Below are 23,044 nucleotides of genomic sequence, written 5' to 3' on the forward strand. Positions count from 1 at the left end.
GAGGGACCCCGAGTGATAGCGCAACCGGGGGCGGCGGTTGAAAAAAGGCAAAAAGAAGCCCCGGCGGCCGGAGGCCACCGGGGTTCGATTCTTATCTGCGCCGGCCCTGCTGGGGCCGGCCCTGTGCTAGGAAGCCAGGACCTCGTCGAGAACGCTTGCGGCCTTCTCTTCATCAGTCTTCTCAGCCAGTGCCAGTTCCGAAATCAGGATCTGGCGGGCCTTGGCCAGCATGCGCTTCTCTCCGGCGGAGAGACCCCGGTCGTGATCACGGCGCCAGAGGTCGCGGACGACCTCTGCTACCTTGATGACGTCACCGGAAGCAAGCTTTTCCAGGTTTGCCTTGTAACGACGTGACCAGTTGGTGGGTTCCTCAGTGAACTCGGCCCGCAGCACATCGAACACGTGCTCCAAGCCTTCTTTGCCCACTACGTCCCGAACCCCAACCAGGTCAACGTTTTCTGCTGGAACTTCAATGGTCAGATCACCCTGAGCCACCTTGAGCTTGAGATACATCTTCTCTTCGCCCTTGACAGTGCGCATCTTGATTTCTTCAATTTTCGCTGCACCGTGGTGAGGGTAAACTACTGTCTCGCCGACCTCAAAAACCATGTGGACATTCCCCTTTCCCGCAGACCAGTTTATCACGATTAAGGCATACAACTGGCATCGAAAGGTGCCGAGAACCGCATGAATCCGGGGAAAATGGCCTCAATCGACCCCCCCAAACCCCTTGACGAATGCGGATAATAGTGCCTTTGGCCTTAACTGCCAAGAGGTTTCCGGCCCCCGCCAAGCGAGCTCCGGCCGCGGGGAGTGGCACGCGTCTGCGCGCTTATGTGTAGGCGCCGAGTCCTTGTTTGAGGCCGATTGCGGATAGGCTATGGCTGAATAATGTTCCAAGACTCTCAAGGAGTGCGTGACGTGCGTTTCACTGCGATGAACCGGGGCCAGCGCGGCAAGCTGGCAATGGCTACGGCTGCACTGGGCATTGGCCTGCTGTCCGTGACCGGCTGTGGCTACATCAACCCCCAGCAGACCTCGGAGCAGTACTCGGCATCCGACGGAACCCGCACTGATCTCGGAGCGCTGGAGCTGCGCAACTTCATCATCATCGCCGACGGCGAGGACAAGCCGGGCCGCGTGATCGGCGCCGTGTACAACACGTCCTCCAAGGACGTTGTGCTGACCATCAAGGGCGCGGCGGGATCGCAGGCCGAAGTTCCGGTCAAGCAGAAGTCCTACACCCTGCTCAACGACTCCACCGCCCCGGCGATCCTGAGCGCCGCCGGCGCCAAGCCGGGATCCGTGGCCGAGGTGACCATCTCCGAGGACGGCACCAGCCAGGACGCCAAGTTCAAGGTTCCGGTCATGGACGGCACGATCGCCGACTACAAGAAGTACCTGCCGACGCCGGAGCCCACCGCCACGGACGCGGCGACGTCGCCTGAGACGGCACCTGCGGCCGAGACGCCCACGCCGAGCAGCACTGCCGGCCACTAGCTTCAACTGGATCCAACGCAAAAGGAGGGACACCTGCGGGTGCCCCTCCTTTTGCATGTCGGCTGGATGTAGCTGCCTGGTCTTAGACGTGCCCGGGACCTTCAGCTGCCCGGCCAGGCCGCCGGGCAGCTGAACTCCGGCTTTAGGGCTCGAACTTGTAACCCAGCCCGCGAACGGTAATCAGGTAACGCGGCGCGGAGGCATCCGGTTCGATCTTGCTGCGCAGCCGCTTGACGTGGACGTCGAGGGTCTTGGTGTCCCCCACATAGTCGGAGCCCCAGACCCTGTCGATCAGCTGACCGCGGGTCAGGACCCGGCCGGAGTTCCGCAGCAGCATTTCCAGCAGCTCGAACTCCTTGAGCGGCAAGGCGATCTGCTCGCCCCCGACGCTGACCACGTGGCGTTCGATGTCCATCCGGACCGGACCGGCCTGCACCGTACTGGAGACGAGTTCCTCCGGTTCGCTCTGGCGCCGCAGGACGGCGCGGACCCGGGCCACGAGCTCCCGCGAGGAGTAGGGCTTGGTGACGTAGTCGTCGGCTCCCAGCTCCAGCCCTACCACCTTGTCGATTTCCGAGTCCTTGGCGGTCAGCATGATCACGGGCACGCCGGAGCGCTGCCGGAGTTGGCGGCAGACCTCGGTGCCCGACTGGCCCGGCAGCTGCAGGTCCAGGAGGACGAGGTCGGCGCCGTTGCGGTCGAATTCGGTGATGGCGTCCAGTCCGTTGTCCACCACCTCGACCTCAAAGCCTTCTTTACCCAACAGATAGGACAGGGGGTCGCTGAAGGACTCCTCGTCCTCGACAATCAGAATCCGGCTCAAGCGGTAGCTCCTTGCTCATGGACGCCGGCGGCGTCACGTCGTTGCGGTCTGGGGTCCCGACCGGAAGTGTGGGCAGCGGGCTTGCCGGCGTCGGAAGCGTCGCCGTCGTCCTGCCCTTCCATCTCGGGAAGTCGAATGGTGAACGTGGAACCCTGGCCGGGCTGGGACCACAGGGTCACCTCGCCGCCGTGGTTGGAAATGACGTGCTTGACGATGCTCAGGCCAAGCCCCGTGCCTCCGGTCTGACGGGACCGGGCGGCATCCACCCGGTAGAAGCGCTCGAAGACACGCTCCTGGTCCTCGGCGCTGAGCCCGTCGCCCTGGTCCGTCACCGAGACCCCCACGAGGCCGTCCTTGACCCGGATGCCCACTCCAACCTTGGTGTTCTCCGGCGAGTACCGGATGGCGTTGTCGATCAGGTTGCGCAGGGCGGTCACGAGGAGGTCCTGGTCGCCGTAGACCATGGCATCAGCGTGCCGGCCAACCACCAGCTGGATGTTCTTGCTCTCGGCCGGCAGCTGGGAGCGGTCCACGGCCTCGTTGACCACCGTATTGATGTCCACCGGGCGGCCCTGCTGCGCAACGTTGGCGCCCTGAAGACGGGAGAGCTCAATGATGTCCTGCACCAGGGCCGCAAGCCGGGTCGATTCCTTGTGCATGCGCTTGGCGAACCGCTTAACCGCTTCGGGGTCGTCAGCGGACGATTCGAGTGCCTCAGCCAGGAGGGAGATCGCCCCAACGGGTGTCTTCAGTTCGTGGGAGACGTTCGCGACAAAGTCGTTGCGGACTTCCTCGGTGCGGGTGAGTTCGGTCCGGTCATCGGCCAGCAGCAGGATGTATTCCTCCGTAATGACGGCTGCCCGGACCTGGACAATAATCGTTCCCTGGCCGAGCGGGCCGCGCGGCAGCTCCAGTTGCTTTTCGAGGATGACACCGTCCCGCCGCACCTTGGCCGTCAGTTCCAGCAGCTGCTGGTGCACCACTGTGTGCCCGCGGACCAGACCGTAGGCATAGGCGGCGGGGCTGGCGCGGACCACGCCGTCGATCGCATCCACCACCACAAAAGCGCGGCCGAGGACGGCCAGCACCTCCGCGGCGCCCTCGGGCAGGGAGGGGTCGTCGACGTCGACGTCGACAATGTGCCGCTGCTGCTCACTCACCCGGAACGCGAGAACGCCGAACATGCCAAACGAGAGGCCGATCAGGCCGGCGATCACGCCGATGAGCATTGGATCCACGGCTCCAGCTTATGCCGTGCCACGGGGCCGAAACCGAAATCTCCTGCGATTCGGGCCCCGGTTCAGCTAACGTTCACCTATTGGGGCGTAACAGTTCACCGGATACTGAAAGAGTTGAGCGTTGGAGCGCCGGTAGGTGAACCGAAATAGGCCCGCCACTTCGATTGCAGGCAATATTTCCGAGGAAAGGACGCACACGTGCGTAAGGTTTTTCAGGAGGAGCTCGCCCAGGTAAGGGAACAGCTCGTCGAGATCTCAACGCTGGTCACAGAGGCCATCGACAAGGCCACGACAGCCTTCGAAGGCGCCGACATCGACCTCGCCGAGGACGTGATTGCCGCCGATGCCCGCATCGACTTCCTGCAGAACAGCCTCGACGAGCGCGCCATCGACATCCTTGCCCTTCAGGGTCCGGTGGCGAGCGATCTGCGCATGCTGGTCGGTTCGCTCCGGATGAGCGCCTCGCTGGAGCGCATGGGTGACCTCGCCCGCCACCTGGCCCAGCTGGCGCGTCTGCGTTACCCGGCGTCGGTGGTCCCGGACCAGCTGCGCGAGACTTTCAAGAGCTTCGCGGAGCAGGACCTGCTGATCGCCCAGAAGCTCACGGAACTGCTGGCCACCCGCGACCTTGGCGTGGCACGGGAGATCATGAAGGCCAACAGCGCCGTCAACGACCTGCACCTGAGCGTTTTCAAGGCGATCGCGCGCAGCGACTGGCAGGAGTCGCCGGCCACCACTGTGGACGTTGCCCTGGCCAGCCGCTACTTTGAGCGCTTCGCCGACCACGGCGTCTCCGTTGCCCAGAAGGTCACCTACCTGGTCACCGGAGCGTGGCAGCCGAACACTACCGAGCACATCTGACGCCGGCTGCGCGCTGACGCAACTGCACTGACGCAACTGCACTGATACAACGACGGCGTCCGGTCACCTTGGGGGTGGCCGGACGCCGTCGTTTGTTCTTGCGCTTTATGCCTCGCGCTTGCTTTTGCTTCTTGCCCTGCCGTGCCGCCTACTTCTTGCCCTGGTTGGCGACTGCCTGGATGGCCTCGGCCGCGGCCTCAGGGTCGAGGTAGGTGCCGCCCGGGTTCAGCGGCTTGAAGTCCTCATCCAGTTCGTAGACCAGCGGGATGCCGGTGGGGATGTTCAGGCCGGCGATGGCCTCGTCGCTGATCCCGTCGAGGTGCTTAACGAGGGCGCGGAGCGAGTTGCCGTGGGCTGTGACCAGGACGGTCTTCCCGGCCTTGAGGTCTTCCTTGATGTCCGATTCCCAGTACGGCATGAGTCGGATCAGGACATCCTTGAGGCATTCGGTGCGCGGGATGGCGTCACCAAGGTCTGCGTAGCGCGGGTCCCCCACCTGGGAGAACTCGGAATCGTCGGCCAGGGGCGGCGGCGGGGTGTCGTAGGACCGGCGCCACAGCATGAACTGCTCCTCGCCGAATTCGGCGAGGGTCTGAGCCTTGTCCTTGCCCTGCAGTGCGCCGTAGTGGCGCTCGTTGAGCCGCCAGTCGCGCTTGACGTCGATCCAGCCGCGGTCGGCCACTTCGAGGGTCATGTTCGCCGTGTTGATGGCCCGCTTCAACCGCGAGGTGTAGAGGATGTCGGGGAGGATGTTGTTCTCCACGAGCAGCTCGCCGCCGCGTACGGCCTCGGCACGGCCCTGGTCATTGAGGTCGACGTCCACCCAGCCGGTGAAGAGGTTCTTGGCATTCCAGTCGCTGTGGCCGTGGCGCAGCAGAATCAGCTTGTAAGTCATGGTTTTTATCCTAGCCGAGCGGTTGGCGGCGGTGCCGTGCGTTACACGGCGTGCGCTTCACCACAACGCGGGGTCACATCGCGCCCATCCCGCGGCCTGTAATGGGCCGCAAGTGACCCCGCGTTGGAGGGTAGGAGTGCGTTGGAGGATAGGCTTGGCCGGTGGTGCAGAAGGCTGAACGGGTGCTGTCCCCCCGGAACCAGGGCGGAACGAGAAGCGGCGCGCGTGGTGGCAGGCCCGTGGGCAACGTGACCCGTGGAACCACGAACCCCAACCGGATGCGACGGGTGGACCGCTGGCTGACCGGGCCGCAGGCCTGGCGGCTGCGCGCTGCGGCCCATCCCCTCGCCGTCGACCTCGGCTACGGCGCCTCGCCGGCCACCGCCGTCGAACTCTTCGAACGCCTCGCCGCGGTCCGCACGGATATGCAGGTGGTGGGCATCGAAATCGAACCGGAGCGTGTCCGGCAGGCCCAGGCACTGGAACGGCCCGGCCTGATGTTCCAGCTGGGCGGCTTCGAACTGCCAGTGACCGGAAATCCCGTGCTGGTCCGCGCCTTCAACGTGCTGCGGCAGTACGAGGAAGCCGACGTGCCGGGCATCTGGCGGCTGGTGCAGGACCGTCTCGCGCCGGGCGGGCTGTTCATCGACGGCACGTGCGATGAAATCGGGCGGCGCTCCGCCTGGGTGGCGCTCGACGTCGAGCGGCCGCTGAGCTTGAGCTTATCCATGCGGTTCGGCGCCTTCGCTCTGCCCTCCGACGTGGCCGAAAGGCTGCCAAAAGCCCTGATCCACCGCAATGTGCCCGGCGAGAAAATTCACGCCTACCTGCAGGCGATGGACAAAGCCTGGCTGGACGCGGCGCCGCTGGCGTCGTTCGGCAGCCGGCAGCGCTTTACAGCAATGTGCCGTGCGCTGCTCGACGCCGGCTGGCCCATCCAGGACGGCCCGTCCCGCTGGCGGCTGGGCGAAGTGACGGTCGGCTGGGAAGCCGTGGCGCCAAGGACTTAGCTTGTGCGCTTAGGGCCCACGCCGGCAGGGTTCCCAAAGCGAGCTTGCGAGCTTAGGGGCGGCGGGTGGGCCCACGCCGGCAGGGTTCCCAAAGCGAGCTTGCGAGCTTTAGGGAGCCGGCGGGGACTACCAGGGGCCGTAGGGGCCCATGTTGCGGCCGCGGCCGGCGTCTTTGACCGCGGGACGGACGTCGGCAAGGTACACGGACGCGGCCGTCACGGCCGCAAGGCCGAAAATGCCGAGCGAACCGGCGCCGCCGCCGCTGCCAAGCTGCGCGAGCAGGGAGAATAGGCCCACGGCGAACGCGCCGCCGGTCAGGGCCAGCCAGAAGGTCTTGGTCCGCTTCGATACGGCCTCGAACGCGTTGGCCTTGTGCCGGAGGCAGTCGAAAAACGCCCATGCCTCCAGGGCAAAGGCCACGACGGCCAGGACCAGGTAAACCCCGGATTCGACAAAGTAAATGAGTATGCGTCCGTCCACTCCCCCAGCCTAGCCGTCCAGCGAGCGCAATGCCTGTTCCAAATCGGCCCAAAGGTCTTCGACGTTCTCAATGCCCACGCTCATCCGGACCAGATTCTCCGGCACGCTCTCCGGCTCGGCGGTGTGCCGGCGGCGGCGTTCGATCAGGGATTCCACCCCGCCCAGCGACGTGGCGGGGAGCCAGAGGCGCAGGGCGCGGATCATCCGGTCCGCGGCTTCCGCGCCGCTGCTGCCACTGTCCTGCCCAACTACCGGAGCCACCTCAATGCACAGGATGGACCCGAACCCCTTCATCTGCTCCTTGGCCCGCACGTGGCCAGGGTCCGAGGCCAGGCCGGGAAAGCGGATGCCGGCAACCCGCGGATGGCCGTTGAGCCTTTCGGCCAGGACCTGGGCCGACGCCTGCGAACGCTCGATCCGCAGCGCCAGGGTCCGGAGCCCGCGGAGCGCCAGCCACGCCTCGAATGGTCCGGCGATCCCGCCGTGGATGGTGCGGTGGTGCAGCAAGGCGGCGCGGAGATCGGCGTCGGAGGTGACCAGCGCACCGAGCACGACGTCGGAATGGCCGGAGAGGTATTTGGTCACCGAATGCAGCACGACGTCGGAGCCCAGGCTCAGGGGCTGCTGCACCAAGGGCGTGGAAAAGGTGTTGTCGGTGACGACGATCGCGCCGGCCTCATGCGCCGCGGCGGTCAGGGCCCGTATGTCCGCGACGCCGAGCATGGGGTTGGTGGGACTCTCCAGCCACAGCATGCTGGCGGCGCGTCCGCCGGCCGGGGCAAGTGCGGCCACGACGGCGTCGGTGTCCGCGATATCCACAGTCCGCAATTCGAGGAAGCCCTTGGCGGCCAGTTCGGTGGCCATGGTGACCGAGCCCGCGTAGCTGTGCGACGGCATCACGAGCACGCCCTGGGCAGGCACCAGGGACAGGGCCGAACTCACGGCGGCGAGTCCCGAGGCGTAAAGCAGGCCCGGCAGGTCCGCGCCTTCCAGCCGAGCCAGCGCCTCTTCGAAGGGGTCCCACGTGGGATTGGAATACCGGCCGTAGCCGCGGTCGCCATCTCCCAGCGGCCCAGTGCCAAAGTAGGTCGAGGACAGCACTAGCGGCGGGTTGACCGGTTCGTCGCGGGTGCGCGGCGGGCGCCCTGCCGCCACAACCAGGGAATCCGGCGAAAGCGTGGCGGCCTGCTCTTCAGAAAGACTCATGGGGACAGGGTACGTTGGCGCCCCGCAGGGTACCCAGCCGTTACGCCGGACACGGAAGTGTCGGTGATTGTCGGTACTCTTGAACAGTGACTACCCAGAGCCCCGGAGCGTCCCCTCAACAGTTGCCAGGCCCGTTGCCCGGACTGTTTATTGCCTTCGAGGGCGGAGACGGCGCCGGCAAGTCCACGCAGGCGGCTAAACTCGCCAAAGCGCTGGAATCAGGCGGCTTCACAGTGCTGCGGACCCGGGAACCGGGCGGCACGGCGATCGGCGAGAAGCTGCGTTCGCTGGTGCTGGATCACGGCCATGGCCACATCGACGCCCATACCGAGGCTCTTATTTTCGCGGCGTCCCGCGCCGCGCACGCAAGCCAGGTAATCCGGCCCGCCCTGGAACGCGGCGAGATCGTGCTCACGGACCGGTACATCGACTCCTCGGTCGCCTACCAGGGCGCCGGGCGCGGCCTCGGGACGGAGGCAGTCCGGGACATCAATGCGTGGGCGACATCGGACCTGCAGCCGGACCTGACGGTACTTCTCGACGTCGAGCCCGCCGTTGGCCGGCAGCGGCGCACAGCCGGCGAGGCCGCCGAAGACCGCCTCGAGTCCGAGGCCGACGAATTCCACGCCAAGATCCGGGCGGCCTTCCTGGACTTGGCCGCGGCCCGGCCCGACGCCTACCTGGTGCTGCCCGCCCGCCTGCCCGTCGCCGAACTCGCCGCCCGGATCTTCGAGCGCGTCGAGTTCCTGCTGGCCATCACCCAAAGCAGCACAGCATGAGCGTCTGGGACGACCTCCAGGGCCAGGACGCCGTCGTGGCCCAGCTGCGCCAGGCTGCCCAGGGTGAGGGGCTGACGCACGCGTGGCTTTTCACCGGGCCGCCCGGCTCAGGCCGTTCCAACGCCGCGAAGGCCTTCGCCGCCGCCCTGAACTGTGACCAGGAGGACGTCAGCCTGCGGGGCTGCGGCGAATGCCCTGCGTGCCTGACCATCCTGGGCGAAACCCATTCCGACGTCGCGTTCGTGCGCACGGAGAAGGTCACCATCACCATCGATGAGGCACGCGAGCTCGTGTCCACCGCCGGGAACCGCCCGTCGTCCGCCCGATGGCGGATCATCGTGGTGGAGGATGCGGACCGGATGGCCGAGCGGACCACCAACGTGCTGCTCAAGGCCATCGAGGAACCCACGCCCCGCACAGTCTGGATGCTCTGCGCGCCCTCCCCCGCCGATGTCCTCGTGACGATCCGCTCCCGCTGCCGGGCGGTGGCGCTGCGGCTTCCGCCAGCCGCCGCCGTCGCGGCCCTGCTGGTCAAGCGCGATGGCGTGGACCCGGCGGTTGCCGAGCGCGCCGCTCGAGCCGCGCAAAGCCACGTCGGGATCGCCCGCCGTCTGGCCCGCGATCCGGAGGCCCGGGAGCGACGCCTTGAGACGGTGCGGTTTCCGTTGTCCCTTCGCGGCGTCACGGCGGCGGTCATGATGGCCGAGAAGCTGGTCAAGATCGCCACCGAGGAAGCCAACAGCTCCAATGACGAGCGCGACGCCACCGAGAAAACTGCACTGCTGGCCACCCTCGGGGCGCCTGAAAGCGGGACGTTGCCGCCGGCCATGCGGAGCCAGGTCAAGCAACTCGAGGACGACCAGAAACGCCGCGCCAAGCGTTCCGTCACCGATTCCCTTGACCGCACTCTGACGGACCTGCTGTCCTTTTACCGGGATGTCCTGATCATCCAGATGGGGAACGCAGTGGAACTTGTCAACGTTGAACTCAGAAGCGAACTCGAAGACTTCGCCTCCCGTTCCACCGCCGAAGTGACTCTTGCCCGCATGGACGCCGTCAACAAAGCCCGCACGCGGATCACCACCACCAACGTGGCTCCGCTGCTGACGATCGAGTCCATGGCTGCCAGCCTTATTTGATGGCCCCGGCCGCACCAACAACATCAACGCTGTCGTTCCTATCCTCCAAGGAGAACCGCATGAAGCCTGCTCGACCCCAGCCCGCAAGATCCCGATCCCTGGCGATCGGCGTGCGGGCCGTCGGCGCCATGGCACTGGCCATCACACTGGCCTCATGCACCCTTTTCGGCGGTGGAAGCGACGGCGGGTCCAGTGCCGCGCCATCGGTGGCACAGGGGAAGGCGGACCCGTCAATTGTCGACGCCGCGCCAGCGGAACTGCGCAGCTACTACTCCCAGCAGATCGACTGGAAGCCGTGCGAAGGGGACGGCTTCCAGTGCGCCAAGATCAAGGTTCCGTTGGACTACAGCAAGCCCGACGGCGACCGCATTGAACTTGCCGCTATCAAGCTCGCCACGACAGGCGAAAAGAAGGGCACTCTGCTGGTCAATCCGGGCGGCCCCGGCGGCTCGGGTTACGACTTCGTCAGGGACGCGGCCAACACCAACATTTCGGACAAAGTCCGGTCCGCCTATGACATTGTGGGCTTCGATCCCCGCGGTGTGAAGCGTTCCGCCCCGGTCACCTGCCTCACGGACAAGGAACGGGACGCGTCCCGCGCCAAGAGCTACGCCCTGGACACTGACGCCGGACTGGACGAGGCCCTCGCCGACAACAAGGCCATCGCGGCCAAGTGTGTGGAGAAGACCGGCCCGGTCCTGGCCCACATCGACACCATCAGCGCCGCGAAGGACCTCGACATCCTGCGTGGGGTGGCCAACGACGCGAAGCTGAACTACCTCGGATACTCCTACGGAACCCTCCTGGGCTCCACCTACGCGTCGTTGTTCCCGGACAACGTGGGCCGGCTGGTCCTCGACGGCGCCATTGACCCGTCGCTGAGCTACGAGGAACTGACCCGCGGCCAGGCCGCGGCCTTCGAAAAGGCCCTCCACTCCTATGTTGCCAAGTGCCAGCAGACTTCCGGATGCCCGCTCACGGGAAGCGTCGAGGCAGGCGTCCAGCAGATCCATAACGCCATCACCGCGGCCGAGGCGAATCCGCTGCCGACGAAGGACGGCCGGAAGGTCTCCGGCTCGACGTTTGTCAGCGGCCTCATTATCCCGCTCTACAACAATGACAACTGGCCAATTCTCACCCGCGCACTTGCGACGGCCCTCACCGGCGACGGCACGGGCATGCTGCAGCTCGCCGACTTCGGCGCCGACCGGGACCCCAGCGGCACGTACACCTCGAACAGCACTTTCGCCTTCAACGCCATCAACTGCCTGGATTATCCGATGGTGTCCGACACCGCTTCCATGCGCGCCGAGGACCAAGAGCTCCGGAAGGCATCACCCACTCTGGGTTACTACTTCGCCTACGGCGGCAGCAATTGCAAGGACTGGCCGTACAAGAACGTCCGGACCCCTGCCCCGGCGGAGTACAAGGGTTCGGCCCCGATTGTTGTTGTGGGTACCACCGGCGATCCGGCCACCCCGGTGCAATGGGCCAGCGCCCTGCGCAAGCAGCTCGGGAACGCCTCGCTGCTGACCTGGAAGGGCGAGGGCCACACGGCCTACGGCCGCTCCAACAGCTGCATCGGCAACGCCGTGGATGACTACCTGGTGGATGGCAAGGCCCCGGCGGACAACACCGTCTGCTAGGCCCGCCAGGGAGCCGCAATGCGGACCCAGACGCTCATTTTGACCCGGACGCCGGGACTCTATTACAGTTGTCTCTTGCATGATCCGCCCGGTTCGCCGGGCATTCATGTGGTTGCTTCCTTAGCTCAGTTGGTAGAGCGTCTCACTCGTAATGAGAAGGTCGCCAGTTCGATTCTGGCAGGAAGCTCTGACGGCAAGCCAAGGAAACCCCCGGAAATCAATGATTTCCGGGGGTTTCTTTCGTTTTCATTGACAACGGCGTCGACGTATCTTTCTTTTCCCGGCAATTTCGAGCCTTTGCCGGGGTCTTCGTCAGTAGGCTGGGCCGTTGCTACTCATGTGGTTTGAGTGCGGATCGCACCACAATGATGGCAGCGCCGTACTTGCTGTCCAGTTCCCGCTGGATGGTGCCGTCATCGTACGCAACCAATATGACCAGGTAGCCATTCTGGATCCCTGATAGGAGGATGGGCTGGCCACCTGCAGATTGAAGATCGCGTTGAATCTGCGCCCAGGCAAAACACCGGAGGGTGACACAGGGTTCGTGACCTCATGCGCGGCGGGCGGCGACCGCTGCCCGTATCAGTCTTCGTGAGGGTCGGTACGGTCTGGCTCGGCGTTATCCTCGGCCTCCCTGTAGCGGATTTCGGCGATCTTTTTCCGGGCGTCCTCCCGGACATCGGAAAATCTGATGACGGGCCAGTCGTAATTTGCAATCAGGTCCGTGAGGCGCTCGATGATGAGGCTCCCCTCGAGCTGGTCATCGATATAGGCCAAGGTGACGGGAACGGCCCGTCCGATGTCGGCGATGACTTCCCCTTGCCCGGGCGTGGCAAAATCGGGCCGGCCGGTTGTTGTGGTCAGAAATGTCCGCTCTTCAGCGTTGAGATAGGCGATCCTGTCGATCCGTGTGACGTTGAGGGCGTCCGTGGATGTCTGAAGAATGCGCATGCTCAATGCCTTTCTCGCTTGTGCTGTCAGGCTACTCCGGTGCCGTCCTCATCGGGAGACGCCGGCGCGTGGGCTCATGCGCGCTGACTCATGTCTGTCACGGTGGGCTGAGGCCCTTGCCATCCCCTCGGACGTTCGGGATGATGCCTAGGCGCGGTGCTTTAGCACCTATGCCGAAAGGGGTGCCGATGCTGCAGGCATTTGGCTGGGGTCTGCTTGCCGGGTCCTCGTACTTCTTGGGTGGACTGCTCGCCCTGCGGTGGCGCGTTGGCAACAGCGTCCTGCTCGGCATCCTGACCGGGCTCGGTGCAGGCGCCCTGCTCTCGGCCGTCGCCTATAAGCTCGTCGCCGAGGCCGGGCGGCTGGCCGGCGGAAGCGGTTATGTCGGGGTGGGACTGATCGGCGGGGCCGTGGCGACGGCGTGGGTGGTGACGGGTGCCGTGCCCGGCCGTCGGCTGTCCGAACCTCCCGTCCACGAGCCCAGGTTCCTTGTGATCGGGCTGTCCGTGGTCGCCGAAGCGGTTGTTATCACCGGTGCGCTACTTGGCGGCTACGGCATCAGTGCCGCGGTGCTTGCCGCTGTTTTCCTCTGCGGCGTGCCCGAGGCCATGGCCGACACCGGACCGCTGCGCAAGTCAGGGATGACCACCCGCCGCGTCATGTCCGCCTGGCTGGCCACGACGCTCTTGTGCGCCGCGTCGGTGGCCCTCTTCACGGTGCTGCTGCAGGCAGCCCCGCCCGAGGTGGTGGCCTTCGCGCTGGCTTTCGCCGGCGGCGGCGTCCTGACGAACGTAACGACCCGCATGGTGCCGGAGGGGCTCCGGGACGCCGGCGCCGCCACCGGCATCGCGATCGCCGTCGGATTCGGCCTCTCGTATGCCCTCGTGGAGATCCTCGGCGGGCACTGAGGTCACGGCCGGTTTCATCCCTCGGCTCTCCCGGGACCGGCATGACGCAGAAGACATCATGGCCACGGCCTTCCTCGGATTTTGGAGGCGCCGCGACACGGTGCGGGTCGTGGAGGGGCGCTACAGTCAGGCGCTGGACCCTGGGGTGAAGTAATTGTGGACGTCCAGATACTTCACCGTAGGTGGCGAGGGGATGCCGGCCTCGGCAGAGTAGGGGCCGATCTGGTCCTTCGCGAAGGCGTCGTAGAGCTCCTTCGACTGCCAGAGGTCGGTGACGAGGATCCCGTCGTCGGTGGCGGCCACCCAGTGTCCGAGGGCGCCGGCCGGCGCGGGCCCTCCCGGCGTAAGGCCCATCTTGCCTATGACTTGGTCGTACTGCTCCAGCGTGGCACCGGCGAATTCCATGATGACTGCGACGGCCATTTTCTTCTCCTCACAGGCGGCAGGCCGCAAGGCAACGACCTGCGATTGGTTTGATACGGCATGGTCTACGCCGGAGCCGGGCAGCCGTCAATACGCCGCGGGTTGAGGGCATCGTGAGCCCCGCGGACCGCCGTCAGGACCGCCGTCGAAAGTTCACAAGCACGCCATTTCCCCCAAGCAAGCGCCTAGTCAAAAACATGCAGCGGTCTTACGCGGCATGCTACTTCAGCGTCAGCACCGGGTTGACTGGGGCTTTTAGCGAATCCACCTGCAGGCCCACGGACAGCTTCTGGCCGGCGGCGATCTTGGTGGCCCAGTCCAAGCCGCCGCAGGTCACGGACACCTTGGGGACCACCGTGCAGTTGATGCCCCAGGAGTTGGCCACCCTGGTGACGTTCGGATCGGGCCAGCTCACGCTCCAGCTGGGGGCCGCCCGGAGCCCGGTGACCTCGATGTTGGCCACGTAGCCGCCGGTCCACGAACTGCCGAGTTTCCAGACCGCGCTGATCGACCCGCCTGTCGTCGGCGCGGGAGACACCGTCGGCGACGGCGACGCGGTGGCAGTAGGCGTCGGGGAAACCGACGGCGAGGCAGTGGCGGTCGGCGACGGCGACGGCGTGCCTTTCAGGATGGGCGCGAGCGCGGTCAGTTTGGCGGCCTCCGGGGTGCGCCAGTCCGCCTGGACGAGTCCTCCAGTGATTCCGCTGTTCGGATTGAACGACCAGTACGCGAAACTCATGGCATTGGTCCCGAGGTAGGAGACGATCTTCGCCATCCACTGCTTGTCGGATGTGGTCTGCAGCGCGGTTCCAAACTCGCCGAGCAAAACCGGAGCGATGCCCTGCTTCTGGATGTAACCCCAGTTGGCATCCCACACGGCTGGCAGGTTGTTGGGGTAGCTGGGGTCGCTGAACCACTTCTGGGCATACAGCGACGCCGGGTAATCGTGCGGGGAATAGACCACGCGATTGGGCGTGGCCAGGGTGACCGGCTTGTTCTTGACGTCGGCCAGGCCGCCGCCCCACCAGGTGGAGGTACCGTTGCCCTGGTTTTCAATGCCCTCAATGATGATCAGCAGATTGGGGTTGGAGGCAAGGACGGCGTTGCCTCCACGAGTGGACGCAGCCTGCCAGTCGGTGGCGGCGGCCCCGCCCCAGGTCGCTGCCCCGGCGGGCTCATTGTGGAGATCGGCGCCGATGACGGTGGAATCGTTCTTGTACCGGGTGGCGAGCATCTTCCAGTCGGCGATCCACTTCGACTCCGGGTAGGCGGAGGTGTACCAGAGCGGGGACTGATCGGCGGAGGAGGGCCGGTGCCGGTCCAGGATGATTTTCAGGCCGTTGGCCTTGGCGCGGGCGATGACGGTGTCCATCAGGACCAGGGGCGTTTTGCCCTCAAGCGCGTAGGCGCGGTTGGCCCAGTAGTTCAGGTTGCCCTTGATGGAAGTCGCTGCGAGGCACTCGTTGGAGAAGGGCAGGCGGACCGTGTTGAACCCCATCGACTTAATGTTGACCAGGGCGTCGTCGATGGTCAGGGTCCCCCAGAGGCCGTGAGGCATGCAGTCAGGGGTTTCCATGCCGAACCAAGACGCGGCCTTGATGGTGTACGGGGCGTTGTTCGAGTCCAGGATCGTCCCGCCGGAGGTGTGCAGCCAGCCGGTGGGCGCCGGAGTCGCTGCCGCTCGCACGGCGAGGGGCGCGCCGCCCGTCGCTGCCGGCGCCGAGACGGCGAGGACGGAAAGCGCGAGCACGCCCGCCAGGGCGGAGCCGAGCAGGGCCGCGGCGGCAGGTTTGAGCCGCTGGCCGGTATGGCGGGGCGGGTTCGAGAATAGCTTCACAGTTCCTCCGTGAGGGCGTGGGCGGTTGCCAGGTTCGCCGGAAGCGTCGCTGGGAGCAGTAATGGCCGGCTGCGTCAGGGCCGTCCGGCCTGAGCCGGGAAGTGCCGTCGGCGCCCCTTTGGCTGTTCCCCGGGGGCGCACAGAATTTCTACAGCTGTGAGCTCATGGTTGTGAAGCCTTTCAATCCGTCATTGTGGGTCCCCCCGGCCCACACAATGCGGATCGGCTCTCAAAAAGTACCAAGCCGCAGGCAAGAAATGACCCACTTTGGTTAATATTTCCTTCCGCGTTTTCTTCCTTGCCTCGGCCCGGCAACAGGGGCCTGACCTGCGTATTGTCTTTTTCCCAGGCCGTCCGCTAGCTTAGGGCTGCAGGGACACAGGCTGGCGTCGCCGGCTCACGGGCCCGCGAGGAGCGGACCTAGCGCGCCCAGACGGAAGCTGCACCCGAATGTCCCGTGATGATGCTCTGGTAGATGAAGAAGGCGCCTGCCACGGCGCCGGCAATCAGGAACGCCACCCGGACGGCCCTGTTGCGCCGAAGTCCGCCGAGGAACACCAGGCTCCGGCCGAAGGGCTCGTAGGTGACCACCAGCATCGCCGCGACCAGGACGAAAAAGATCACGGAAACGACCTTGAGCACATCGCCCTGCTGGGCGTGCTCGTGAATGAGGGCCGACGCCGGACGTGCCTTCTCCAGCTGCTCGCCTGCCTGCGCCGTCAGCAATGTCACCGGCACCAGTCCCACCGACAAGACGCCTAAGGGCCAGGCCAGATAGGTCCCCCAGCGCGGTGCCACGGCGTATACAACGGCGCCCAAGCCTGCGATCGGCGCGAGCACCACCACAGCGTGGACGAGAAGGACGTGGGCCGGTAGCCCGCCAATTTCGATCAAGTGAGCATTCCTCCGCAACCTGGCGCCGGCTGGTCTCATGAAGTGGCCCCGAGCTGGGCGTTCGTGGCGGGGCCGGACTCCTATGATTCTTGCATGGGAACGCGGGAGTTTGAGGGCATTGCAGGGCCGCTGTATGCATTGCCGTATGGCGAGTTCGTGGCGGCAAGAACGGCCGCGGCCAAAGACGTCGGCACAGTTGACCTGACTGCGGCCGAGCAGCGTGCCCTGGCGGCCGATGTCCGAGCCCTGCCCAAACCGTCGGTGGCGGCGTGGGCCGTGAACATGATGGCGGCGCACAGCCCCGAAATCCTGCGCGAGCTGGCCGGCCTGGGAACATCGATGCAGGCTGCGCAGGACGCCTTGGATGCCGCCGACCTCCGCCGCCTCGCACAGGAGCGGCGCCGGCTTCTGGCCGGCGCGGTAAAGACGGCACAAGCCCTGGCAGCCGAGCATGGACGGGCCATCAGCGCCGCCGTGGCGACGGAAGTGGAGCAGACCCTGCGTGCCGCCACCGCCGACCCCGGGGCCGCAGCGGCCGTGCAGAGCGGCTGGCTGCTCCGGGCACTTTCGGCGGACGGGGTCGACGTCGTCGATCTCGCCGGCGCCGTGGCTGTCCCCGGGAGCCACGCGCCCGCGGCAACCGGTACTGGAACCGCGCGGGGAACGGCCTCCGTCCGCGGGACAGAGCCGGGGACCGGCGCCCCCGGGACCGAACCGGCGGCAGTCGCTCGCGGGACCGAACCCCCGTCGCGGACCGCACCCTCGTCAATGACCGCATCCGACAGCGCTGGCGGCGGAAAGTCACCGGAACAGCCCCGCCTCCGGGCTGTCGGGAAAGCACGGGTGACGCCCACGCCGTCGGCGGTGGAGCGGGCGCGGGCCGGCCTGGAGGCGGCCGAGGAGGCCGCAGCGGAGGCCGATGGGGAAGCACGCCGCGCGGCCGCGGAGTTGGCGGAGGCGATGGCGGAAACCACCCGGCTGGCCGATGAGGCGCGCGACCTCCGACGGCGTCTGGACGCCGCAGACGCCGGGCTCAAGGGAGCACGGAAACGCTCCGAGCTGGCGGCGGCCCTGGCGCAGCAAACGGCCCGGGCCGCGGACCGGGAACGCCGCAAGGAAGTCCTGGCGCGGGAACGGGTGCTGCGGCTTGGCAACACGCCGGAGTAGTGAAGTCTTACTGTCGGAGGTCGGTTGCACACTGGAATCATGGAGAACAACCAGAATTTCCAGCACAGTTTCGAACCGGATTTCAACGGCGCACAGGACGGCGCACTGTATTTCGCGGTCACCTACCTGGACACCGATTGCGGCCGGATCCGGACCGAGAGCTTCGATGACGCTGCCGCTGCGGACCGCTTCGCCAGCCGGTGCATCGCGGGCGAAGATGGCTGGGCCGTCGTCGATGCGATCCCGGCGAAAGAGCACCGAGCCGCCGCATAGGCAGCAAGGAGGGCCTCCACCCGTCCGGGTGAAGGCCCTCCGCGAACGTCGGCTGGCTGCCGGCGTCGTGGGATTGTTGCTTAGGCGAAGTCGGAGACAGCCGGGTCCGGGCCGATCCGGCCGGCGTCTTCGGCGGTACGGTCCAGTCCGTTGATGGCCTGGATGTCGGTCTCGTCGAGGGTAACGTCCAGTGCCGCGTAGTTCTCGCGGATTCGGGACTCGGTCACCGACTTCGGGATGACCACGTTGCCGATGGCCAGGTGCCACGCGATGACAACCTGAGCCGGGGTGGCGCCGTGCTTGGCGGCAATCTCGGAAATGACGGCGCTCTCCAGAAGCTCGCCGCCCTGGCCCAGCGGCGACCAGGCCTGGGTGAGGATGCCCTTGGACGCGTTGAATTCGCGCAGTCCGGCCTGGCTGAAGAACGGGTGCAGCTCGACCTGGTTGATGGCCGGAACCACGCCGGTCTCATCGATCAGGCGCTGCAGGCCCTCCTTGGTGAAGTTGGAGACGCCAATGGTCTTGACCCGGCCCTGCTTCTGGAGCTCGATGAGGGCCTTCCATGTGTCGACATATTTGTCCTGCTTGGGCTGCATCCAGTGGATCAGGTACAGGTCCAGGGTTTCGAGGCCCAGCCGCTCCATGGACTCCTCGAACGCCTTCAGGGTGGACTCGTAGCCCTGATCCGCGTTCCACAGCTTGGTGGTGATGAAAATTTCCTCGGGTTTGAGGCCGGAACGCTCAATGGCGCGGCCCACCCCTGCTTCGTTGCCGTAGATCTTGGCCGTGTCGATGTGGCGGAAGCCGGCCTCAAACGCCTGCACAACCACCTTTTCGGCCACGTCATCTTCAACCTGCCACACCCCGTAGCCGAGCTGGGGGATGGTGTTGCCGTCATTGAAAGTCAGTTCCGGTGAAAAAGTCATATAACTATCCTGCCAACATCGGCGGAGTCCGGCCAGTGTTTGAGCGAAGCTAAGCTAGGCGCGTAACCGGGAATACCGGGAATATCGGGATTACAGGGACTTTCAGGACTGCTGGCAAAGCCGGAGCCAGCCACCGCCGACGCCAATGAGCGGAACGGCTCAGGCGGGCGTCGACCCGGTGCCGTCCGCCTCGGCAAGCCGCCGCTCGGCGTCGTGGACCTGCTCCAGCACGGAATCGGCGCGCCGCCGCACCGACGCAGCCCCCGCCGGGACCGGGCCAACGGCGAGCCGGAGCATCGCGGCCGCCTCAGCCGTCATGGCCAGAGAATTGCCCGCCGTCGACAGGGCCCGGTGAACCCCTGCCAGCGGCCCTGGGATATCCAATCCATTGCTGGGAAACCGCCGCTGGGCCTCCACGCAGACCTGCCGCACCCGGGGCGCGAGAGCGGAGAGCTGGTTGGCGATGTCGACGAGTTCGCCGTACAGCGCATCGTCCTCGACCCCCTCGAGGACCTGGTGGTAGCGGTCAAGTCCGCGGTTGAATCGGTCATGGGCGCGCCGCCAGAGGCCCTTGCCGAGTTCGGCGTCGTCCCTGCGGCCTTGCCGTGCTGCGCTGAAAAAGCCCAAGGTCGCGCTAGAGGTACTGGCCCGGGCCGTGGTCCGGGTCCACGGGTTCAGGGGTCTCCGAGGAATCCGCGCCGCGGCGCGGCGACGCGGCCCGGACCGGTTCGCCGTTCTCCCCGATGATGACACCCGGCGCGATCACTGTTCCCGGCGGCAGCTGGCGCAGCTGCATCTGGGCGTAGGTGTGTTCCCTGGCGGCGTGCTGCGCCGCGATGGCCGCCTGGATGCCGTGGAAGAGTCCCTCCAGCCAGCCGACCAGCTGGGCCTGGGCTATCCTCAGCTCCGCGTCGGAGGGGGTGGCGTTCTCCGAAAAGGGAAGGTTGATCCGCTCGAGCTCCTCAACGAGCTCCGGGGCCAGTCCGTCCTCGAGTTCCTTGATGGAACGGTCGTGGATTTCGGCGAGCCTGATGCGGGCCTTGTCGTCCAGGGGTGCGGACTTCACCTCGTCCAGCAACTGCTTGACCATGGTGCCGATCCGCATGACCTTCGCGGGTTGGTCCACGAGGTCCTGTAGTTCGCTTCCGCGGGGCGGCCTGGGCCCGGAACCGTGTCCACCGGCGTGGCCGGCCGGCGCTGCAGCCGGTGATGCCAAGGGCGTGCCGGGCCGGGCGTCGTCCAGGGGCGTGCCTTCCACGGGGACGTCGTCGGCCGGTTGGGCGCCGGGCTGAGTGTCATGCTGATCGCTCATGGCTTCATACTCTCACGCGCCGGGCGACGCGGACCCGGCATCCGCCGGAAGCGGAAAGGGCGGCGTCGGACACTCTTGTGCCCAACACCGCCCCTCCCCCAGCCTTGCCGGACACCTGCTCACAGTAGCGCCACTCAGGAGCAGAGCTCAGCAGCACCGCTCAGCAGCACCGCCCCTGCGGACTGGTGTCCTGCCGGTCTGTCCGGTCACGCCAGAACTCCCGCTCCGTCAGGGGCGGCCCGGTGTGCCCGGAGGCCTCATGGTGCTCCAGGTACTTCTCGTAGGCGTCGGCGCCCAGCACTCCGCTGAGGTACCCGGCAAACCCGCGGAACCCGGCAAGTACCGCGTTCACGTCCGGCTCCGCATCAGTGGTGCCCGGACTTTTCGAGCCGTTCCCCGGCCGGGTGCTGGTTCCACTCGGTCATGAGGTCGCGCTCCGCCGCCGTGGGAACAAACCCAGCCGGAGCGAAGACTCGGGAGGCCCGCGCGGGGTCTTCGTTCTCGGCGTTGGGGAGCCCCGCCGCGGTGTTCCGCAAAGCCTTGATGGTTGCCATCACTGCAGTGATGATGACGACGATGCTCAGCACCACGAAGATGATCGACAGCCACCCCTGGACCATGGTGTTGCGGACCACGGCTTCCATGGCGGCCTGGGTCTTGGCGGTTCCAAAGGACGTTTTGCCGTCCGCAAGAGCCTTGGCGAAGGCTGCGTTGTTGGCGAAGTAACCCACCGCCGGTACGGGCGAGAAGATCTTGTAGAAGCTCGCCATGATGGTCACGACAGCGGCGAACGCCAGCGGCACCGCCACGATCCACAGGTACTTCAGGGCGGTGCGCTTGGCTGCAATGGCCAGGCAGACCGAGAGGGCGATGGCCGCCAGCAACTGGTTGGCGATGCCGAACAGCGGGAACAGGGTGTTGATGCCGCCCAGCGGGTCGGTGACGCCCATGATCAGGACCGCGCCCCAGGCCGCCACCATGATGGCCGTGCAGAGCCACGCGCCCGGGCGCCAGGAGTGCTCCTTGAACTTCGGGACGAAGTTGCCGATCGAGTCCTGGAGCATGAAGCGGGCAACGCGGGTGCCGGCGTCGACCGCCGTGAGGATAAACAGTGCCTCGAACATGATGGCGAAGTGGTACCAGAACGCCATCATCGCGGTGCCGCCGATGAACTGCTGCATGATATGCGCCAGGCCGACGGCGAGCGTGGGCGCGCCGCCGGAGCGGGACACGATGCTTTGCTCCCCCACGTCCTTCGCCGTCTGCGCGAGATCGCCGGCCGTGATGTTGACGCCGGACAGGCCCAGGCTGTTGACCCAGGCGGCCGCCGTCTCGACCGTTCCGCCGGTCAGCGCCACGGGGGCGTTCATGGCGAAGTAAATGCCGCGGTCAATGGAGATCGCGGCCACGAGGGCCATGATCGCCACGAAGGATTCCATGAGCATGCCGCCGTAGCCGATCAGGCGCGTCTGGCGTTCCTTCTCGATCAGTTTAGGTGTGGTGCCTGAGGCGATCAGGGCGTGGAACCCCGAGAGCGCGCCGCAGGCGATCGTGACGAACAGGAACGGGAACAAGGCTCCGGAGAAGACCGGACCGTTGTCGCGGCCGGCGTACTCACTGAACGCCGGCACAGTGATCTCGGGGCGGACCACGATGATGGCCAGCGCCAGCATCACGATCACGCCGATCTTCATGAAGGTGGAGAGGTAGTCGCGGGGGGCCAGAAGGAGCCAGACGGGGAGGATGGCGGCGATGAAGCCGTAGATGATGAGGCCCCATGCGATGGTGACCTTGTCCAGGTGGAAGAACGCGGCACCCCACTCGGTGCCTGCAACAGCACCGCCGCCAATGATGGCGGCCATGAGCAGCACGAATCCGATCAGGGAGACCTCCATGACCTTGCCCGGCCGGATGAAGCGCAGGTACACGCCCATGAAGAGGGCGATCGGAATGGTCATGCCTACCGAGAAGACACCCCACGGGCTTTCGCCCAGGGCGTTGACCACCACCAGGGCAAGGATGGCGACGATGATCACCATGATCAGCAGGGTCGCGACGAGGGCGGCGGTGCCGCCGATCACGCCGAGTTCCTCGCGGGCCATCTGTCCCAGCGACCGGCCTCCGCGGCGCATGGAGAAGAACAGGACGAGGTAGTCCTGGACGGCGCCGGCCAGGACGACGCCGATGATGATCCAGATCGTGCCGGGAAGGTAGCCCATCTGGGCCGCGATGACCGGGCCCACCAGGGGTCCGGCGCCGGCGATGGCGGCGAAGTGGTGGCCGAACAGGACGTTGCGGTCCGTGCGGACGTAGTCCTTGCCATCGGCCTTGTATTCGGCCGGGGTGGCACGGCGGTCGTTGGGCTTGGCCAGGTAGCGCTCAATGACCTTGGAGTAGAAGCGGTAGCCGATCAGGTACGTGCAGACCGACGCGAACACAAACCAGATGGCGTTGACGGTCTCGCCGCGGATGATAGCGAGCATGAACCAGGCGACGCCGCCCAGTAGCGCGATGGCCGCCCACAGCGCGATCTTGGCCGGCGTCCAGGTGCGGTCCGCGGAGTCGCGGACAGACTCATCCACCGACGTCGGTGGGAGGGACGGATCCGGGACGATCCCGTCGTCGAGTTGTACTGTTCCGTGCGTGCTGCTGCCCTGCGTACTGCCGCTGTGCATGTCGCTGTTCGTGCTGTCGCGTTTTGTGCCATCTGGCATTGTGCCCATGTCTCCTCCTTGAGAAACCCAGCTGGGCAGTCCACCGGTACAGAACTGCCCCC

General features: G+C 66.2%; 24 protein-coding genes and 1 tRNA gene. 10 read left to right on the forward strand and 15 right to left on the reverse strand.

Annotated features, from left to right (window positions below):
• Window positions 1–126 precede the first annotated feature (126 nt).
• Complete coding sequence (locus AC1DEM_RS20450) at window positions 127–609, reverse strand: CarD family transcriptional regulator (RefSeq protein ID WP_026266570.1); 483 nt, start codon at window positions 607–609, stop codon at window positions 127–129.
• A 327-nt stretch (window positions 610–936) separates the two neighbouring features.
• On the opposite strand from AC1DEM_RS20450, the gene AC1DEM_RS20455 reads away from it, so the two are divergent.
• Window positions 937–1,500, forward strand: coding sequence for a hypothetical protein (locus tag AC1DEM_RS20455; RefSeq protein ID WP_476886141.1), 564 nt, complete (start codon window positions 937–939; stop codon window positions 1,498–1,500).
• Window positions 1,501–1,642: 142 nt separating this feature from the next.
• Here the strand turns inward: AC1DEM_RS20455 and AC1DEM_RS20460 are convergent, their stop codons facing one another.
• Window positions 1,643–2,323: a response regulator transcription factor gene (locus AC1DEM_RS20460; protein ID WP_090583992.1), complete on the reverse strand. Its 681-nt coding sequence runs from the start codon at window positions 2,321–2,323 to the stop codon at window positions 1,643–1,645.
• A complete protein-coding gene (locus AC1DEM_RS20465; RefSeq protein WP_476886142.1) occupies window positions 2,320–3,552 on the reverse strand; it encodes a sensor histidine kinase in 1,233 nt (410 codons plus the stop codon). The genes AC1DEM_RS20460 and AC1DEM_RS20465 overlap by 4 nt, the downstream gene beginning before the upstream one ends.
• 207 nt (window positions 3,553–3,759) lie before the next feature.
• On the opposite strand from AC1DEM_RS20465, the gene phoU reads away from it, so the two are divergent.
• Window positions 3,760–4,422 carry a phosphate signaling complex protein PhoU gene (gene phoU / locus AC1DEM_RS20470; protein WP_476886115.1) on the forward strand — a complete coding sequence of 221 codons (663 nt, stop codon included), beginning with the start codon at window positions 3,760–3,762 and terminating at the stop codon, window positions 4,420–4,422.
• 148 nt (window positions 4,423–4,570) lie between these two features.
• On the opposite strand, the gene AC1DEM_RS20475 is transcribed toward phoU, so the two are convergent.
• The gene (locus tag AC1DEM_RS20475) at window positions 4,571–5,317 is read right to left on the reverse strand and encodes a phosphoglyceromutase (protein WP_476886116.1); all 747 of its coding nucleotides are present in this window, start codon (window positions 5,315–5,317) and stop codon (window positions 4,571–4,573) included.
• Between the two features lie 161 nt (window positions 5,318–5,478).
• On the opposite strand from AC1DEM_RS20475, the gene AC1DEM_RS20480 reads away from it, so the two are divergent.
• Entirely contained in the window at window positions 5,479–6,327 is an 849-nt protein-coding gene (locus AC1DEM_RS20480) for a class I SAM-dependent methyltransferase (protein ID WP_476886117.1), read from the forward strand.
• Window positions 6,328–6,453: 126 nt separating this feature from the next.
• Here AC1DEM_RS20480 and AC1DEM_RS20485 read toward each other — a convergent pair whose 3' ends face one another.
• Window positions 6,454–6,807: a DUF2516 family protein gene (locus tag AC1DEM_RS20485; protein WP_476886118.1), complete on the reverse strand. Its 354-nt coding sequence runs from the start codon at window positions 6,805–6,807 to the stop codon at window positions 6,454–6,456.
• A gap of 9 nt (window positions 6,808–6,816) precedes the next feature.
• Window positions 6,817–8,013 (reverse strand): trans-sulfuration enzyme family protein, encoded by a 1,197-nt coding sequence (locus AC1DEM_RS20490; protein WP_476886119.1) that lies wholly within the window; start codon window positions 8,011–8,013, stop codon window positions 6,817–6,819.
• Window positions 8,014–8,099: 86 nt separating this feature from the next.
• On the opposite strand from AC1DEM_RS20490, the gene tmk reads away from it, so the two are divergent.
• From tmk to AC1DEM_RS20510, 4 genes are all read left to right on the forward strand, one after another.
• A complete protein-coding gene (gene tmk / locus AC1DEM_RS20495; protein ID WP_476886120.1) occupies window positions 8,100–8,792 on the forward strand; it encodes a dTMP kinase in 693 nt (230 codons plus the stop codon).
• Window positions 8,789–9,931, forward strand: a complete 1,143-nt coding sequence (locus AC1DEM_RS20500) for a DNA polymerase III subunit delta' (protein ID WP_476886121.1) — start codon at window positions 8,789–8,791, stop codon at window positions 9,929–9,931. The genes tmk and AC1DEM_RS20500 overlap by 4 nt, the downstream gene beginning before the upstream one ends.
• 59 nt (window positions 9,932–9,990) lie before the next feature.
• Window positions 9,991–11,577 (forward strand): alpha/beta hydrolase, encoded by a 1,587-nt coding sequence (locus tag AC1DEM_RS20505; RefSeq protein ID WP_476886122.1) that lies wholly within the window; start codon window positions 9,991–9,993, stop codon window positions 11,575–11,577.
• A 114-nt stretch (window positions 11,578–11,691) separates the two neighbouring features.
• A tRNA-Thr gene (locus AC1DEM_RS20510) sits at window positions 11,692–11,764 on the forward strand.
• Between the two features lie 395 nt (window positions 11,765–12,159).
• Here the strand turns inward: AC1DEM_RS20510 and AC1DEM_RS20515 are convergent.
• A complete protein-coding gene (locus AC1DEM_RS20515) occupies window positions 12,160–12,528 on the reverse strand; it encodes a hypothetical protein (RefSeq protein WP_476886123.1) in 369 nt (122 codons plus the stop codon).
• Between the two features lie 188 nt (window positions 12,529–12,716).
• On the opposite strand from AC1DEM_RS20515, the gene AC1DEM_RS20520 reads away from it, so the two are divergent.
• Window positions 12,717–13,436, forward strand: a complete 720-nt coding sequence (locus AC1DEM_RS20520; RefSeq protein ID WP_476886124.1) for a ZIP family metal transporter — start codon at window positions 12,717–12,719, stop codon at window positions 13,434–13,436.
• Window positions 13,437–13,562: 126 nt separating this feature from the next.
• Here AC1DEM_RS20520 and AC1DEM_RS20525 read toward each other — a convergent pair whose 3' ends face one another.
• The 3 genes from AC1DEM_RS20525 to AC1DEM_RS20535 form a co-directional block, all read right to left on the reverse strand.
• Window positions 13,563–13,859 (reverse strand): hypothetical protein, encoded by a 297-nt coding sequence (locus AC1DEM_RS20525; RefSeq protein WP_476886125.1) that lies wholly within the window; start codon window positions 13,857–13,859, stop codon window positions 13,563–13,565.
• A 220-nt stretch (window positions 13,860–14,079) separates the two neighbouring features.
• On the reverse strand, window positions 14,080–15,696 hold the full coding sequence (locus AC1DEM_RS20530; protein ID WP_476886126.1) for a cellulase family glycosylhydrolase: 1,617 nt from the start codon (window positions 15,694–15,696) through the stop codon (window positions 14,080–14,082).
• Window positions 15,697–16,116: 420 nt separating this feature from the next.
• On the reverse strand, window positions 16,117–16,590 hold the full coding sequence (locus AC1DEM_RS20535) for a hypothetical protein (protein WP_476886127.1): 474 nt from the start codon (window positions 16,588–16,590) through the stop codon (window positions 16,117–16,119).
• Window positions 16,591–16,683: 93 nt separating this feature from the next.
• On the opposite strand from AC1DEM_RS20535, the gene AC1DEM_RS20540 reads away from it, so the two are divergent.
• Window positions 16,684–17,757 (forward strand): hypothetical protein, encoded by a 1,074-nt coding sequence (locus AC1DEM_RS20540; RefSeq protein ID WP_476886128.1) that lies wholly within the window; start codon window positions 16,684–16,686, stop codon window positions 17,755–17,757.
• A 39-nt stretch (window positions 17,758–17,796) separates the two neighbouring features.
• A complete protein-coding gene (locus AC1DEM_RS20545) occupies window positions 17,797–18,030 on the forward strand; it encodes a hypothetical protein (RefSeq protein ID WP_476886129.1) in 234 nt (77 codons plus the stop codon).
• An 80-nt stretch (window positions 18,031–18,110) separates the two neighbouring features.
• Here the strand turns inward: AC1DEM_RS20545 and AC1DEM_RS20550 are convergent, their stop codons facing one another.
• The 5 genes from AC1DEM_RS20550 to AC1DEM_RS20570 all read right to left on the reverse strand — a co-directional run bounded on the left by AC1DEM_RS20550 (window position 18,111) and on the right by AC1DEM_RS20570 (window position 22,991).
• Window positions 18,111–18,956: an aldo/keto reductase gene (locus tag AC1DEM_RS20550; protein ID WP_476886130.1), complete on the reverse strand. Its 846-nt coding sequence runs from the start codon at window positions 18,954–18,956 to the stop codon at window positions 18,111–18,113.
• A 159-nt stretch (window positions 18,957–19,115) separates the two neighbouring features.
• Complete coding sequence (locus AC1DEM_RS20555; RefSeq protein ID WP_476886131.1) at window positions 19,116–19,583, reverse strand: hypothetical protein; 468 nt, start codon at window positions 19,581–19,583, stop codon at window positions 19,116–19,118.
• Between the two features lie 7 nt (window positions 19,584–19,590).
• Window positions 19,591–20,268 carry a bacterial proteasome activator family protein gene (locus AC1DEM_RS20560; RefSeq protein WP_476886132.1) on the reverse strand — a complete coding sequence of 226 codons (678 nt, stop codon included), beginning with the start codon at window positions 20,266–20,268 and terminating at the stop codon, window positions 19,591–19,593.
• A 160-nt stretch (window positions 20,269–20,428) separates the two neighbouring features.
• Window positions 20,429–20,620, reverse strand: a complete 192-nt coding sequence (locus AC1DEM_RS20565) for a YbdD/YjiX family protein (protein WP_476886133.1) — start codon at window positions 20,618–20,620, stop codon at window positions 20,429–20,431.
• A gap of 13 nt (window positions 20,621–20,633) precedes the next feature.
• Window positions 20,634–22,991: a carbon starvation CstA family protein gene (locus AC1DEM_RS20570; protein WP_476886134.1), complete on the reverse strand. Its 2,358-nt coding sequence runs from the start codon at window positions 22,989–22,991 to the stop codon at window positions 20,634–20,636.
• Window positions 22,992–23,044 lie beyond the last annotated feature (53 nt).

Source organism: Arthrobacter sp. 05T420, from assembly GCF_056396305.1.

Bases quoted from the DNA above. Each gene is read 5' to 3' on its own strand.
- AC1DEM_RS20450 (WP_026266570.1), bottom strand. From the start codon at position 609: ATGGTTTTTGAGGTCGGCGAGACAGTAGTTTACCCTCACCACGGTGCA.
- AC1DEM_RS20455 (WP_476886141.1), top strand. From the start codon at position 937: ATGAACCGGGGCCAGCGCGGCAAGCTGGCAATGGCTACGGCTGCACTG.
- AC1DEM_RS20500 (WP_476886121.1), top strand. From the start codon at position 8,789: ATGAGCGTCTGGGACGACCTCCAGGGCCAGGACGCCGTCGTGGCCCAG.
- AC1DEM_RS20505 (WP_476886122.1), top strand. From the start codon at position 9,991: ATGAAGCCTGCTCGACCCCAGCCCGCAAGATCCCGATCCCTGGCGATC.
- AC1DEM_RS20550 (WP_476886130.1), bottom strand. From the start codon at position 18,956: ATGACTTTTTCACCGGAACTGACTTTCAATGACGGCAACACCATCCCC.
- AC1DEM_RS20520 (WP_476886124.1), top strand. From the start codon at position 12,717: ATGCTGCAGGCATTTGGCTGGGGTCTGCTTGCCGGGTCCTCGTACTTC.
- AC1DEM_RS20570 (WP_476886134.1), bottom strand. From the start codon at position 22,991: ATGGGCACAATGCCAGATGGCACAAAACGCGACAGCACGAACAGCGAC.
- AC1DEM_RS20560 (WP_476886132.1), bottom strand. From the start codon at position 20,268: ATGAGCGATCAGCATGACACTCAGCCCGGCGCCCAACCGGCCGACGAC.
- AC1DEM_RS20545 (WP_476886129.1), top strand. From the start codon at position 17,797: ATGGAGAACAACCAGAATTTCCAGCACAGTTTCGAACCGGATTTCAAC.
- AC1DEM_RS20540 (WP_476886128.1), top strand. From the start codon at position 16,684: ATGGGAACGCGGGAGTTTGAGGGCATTGCAGGGCCGCTGTATGCATTG.
- AC1DEM_RS20525 (WP_476886125.1), bottom strand. From the start codon at position 13,859: ATGGCCGTCGCAGTCATCATGGAATTCGCCGGTGCCACGCTGGAGCAG.
- AC1DEM_RS20475 (WP_476886116.1), bottom strand. From the start codon at position 5,317: ATGACTTACAAGCTGATTCTGCTGCGCCACGGCCACAGCGACTGGAAT.
- AC1DEM_RS20515 (WP_476886123.1), bottom strand. From the start codon at position 12,528: ATGCGCATTCTTCAGACATCCACGGACGCCCTCAACGTCACACGGATC.
- AC1DEM_RS20490 (WP_476886119.1), bottom strand. From the start codon at position 8,013: ATGAGTCTTTCTGAAGAGCAGGCCGCCACGCTTTCGCCGGATTCCCTG.
- AC1DEM_RS20465 (WP_476886142.1), bottom strand. From the start codon at position 3,552: ATGCTCATCGGCGTGATCGCCGGCCTGATCGGCCTCTCGTTTGGCATG.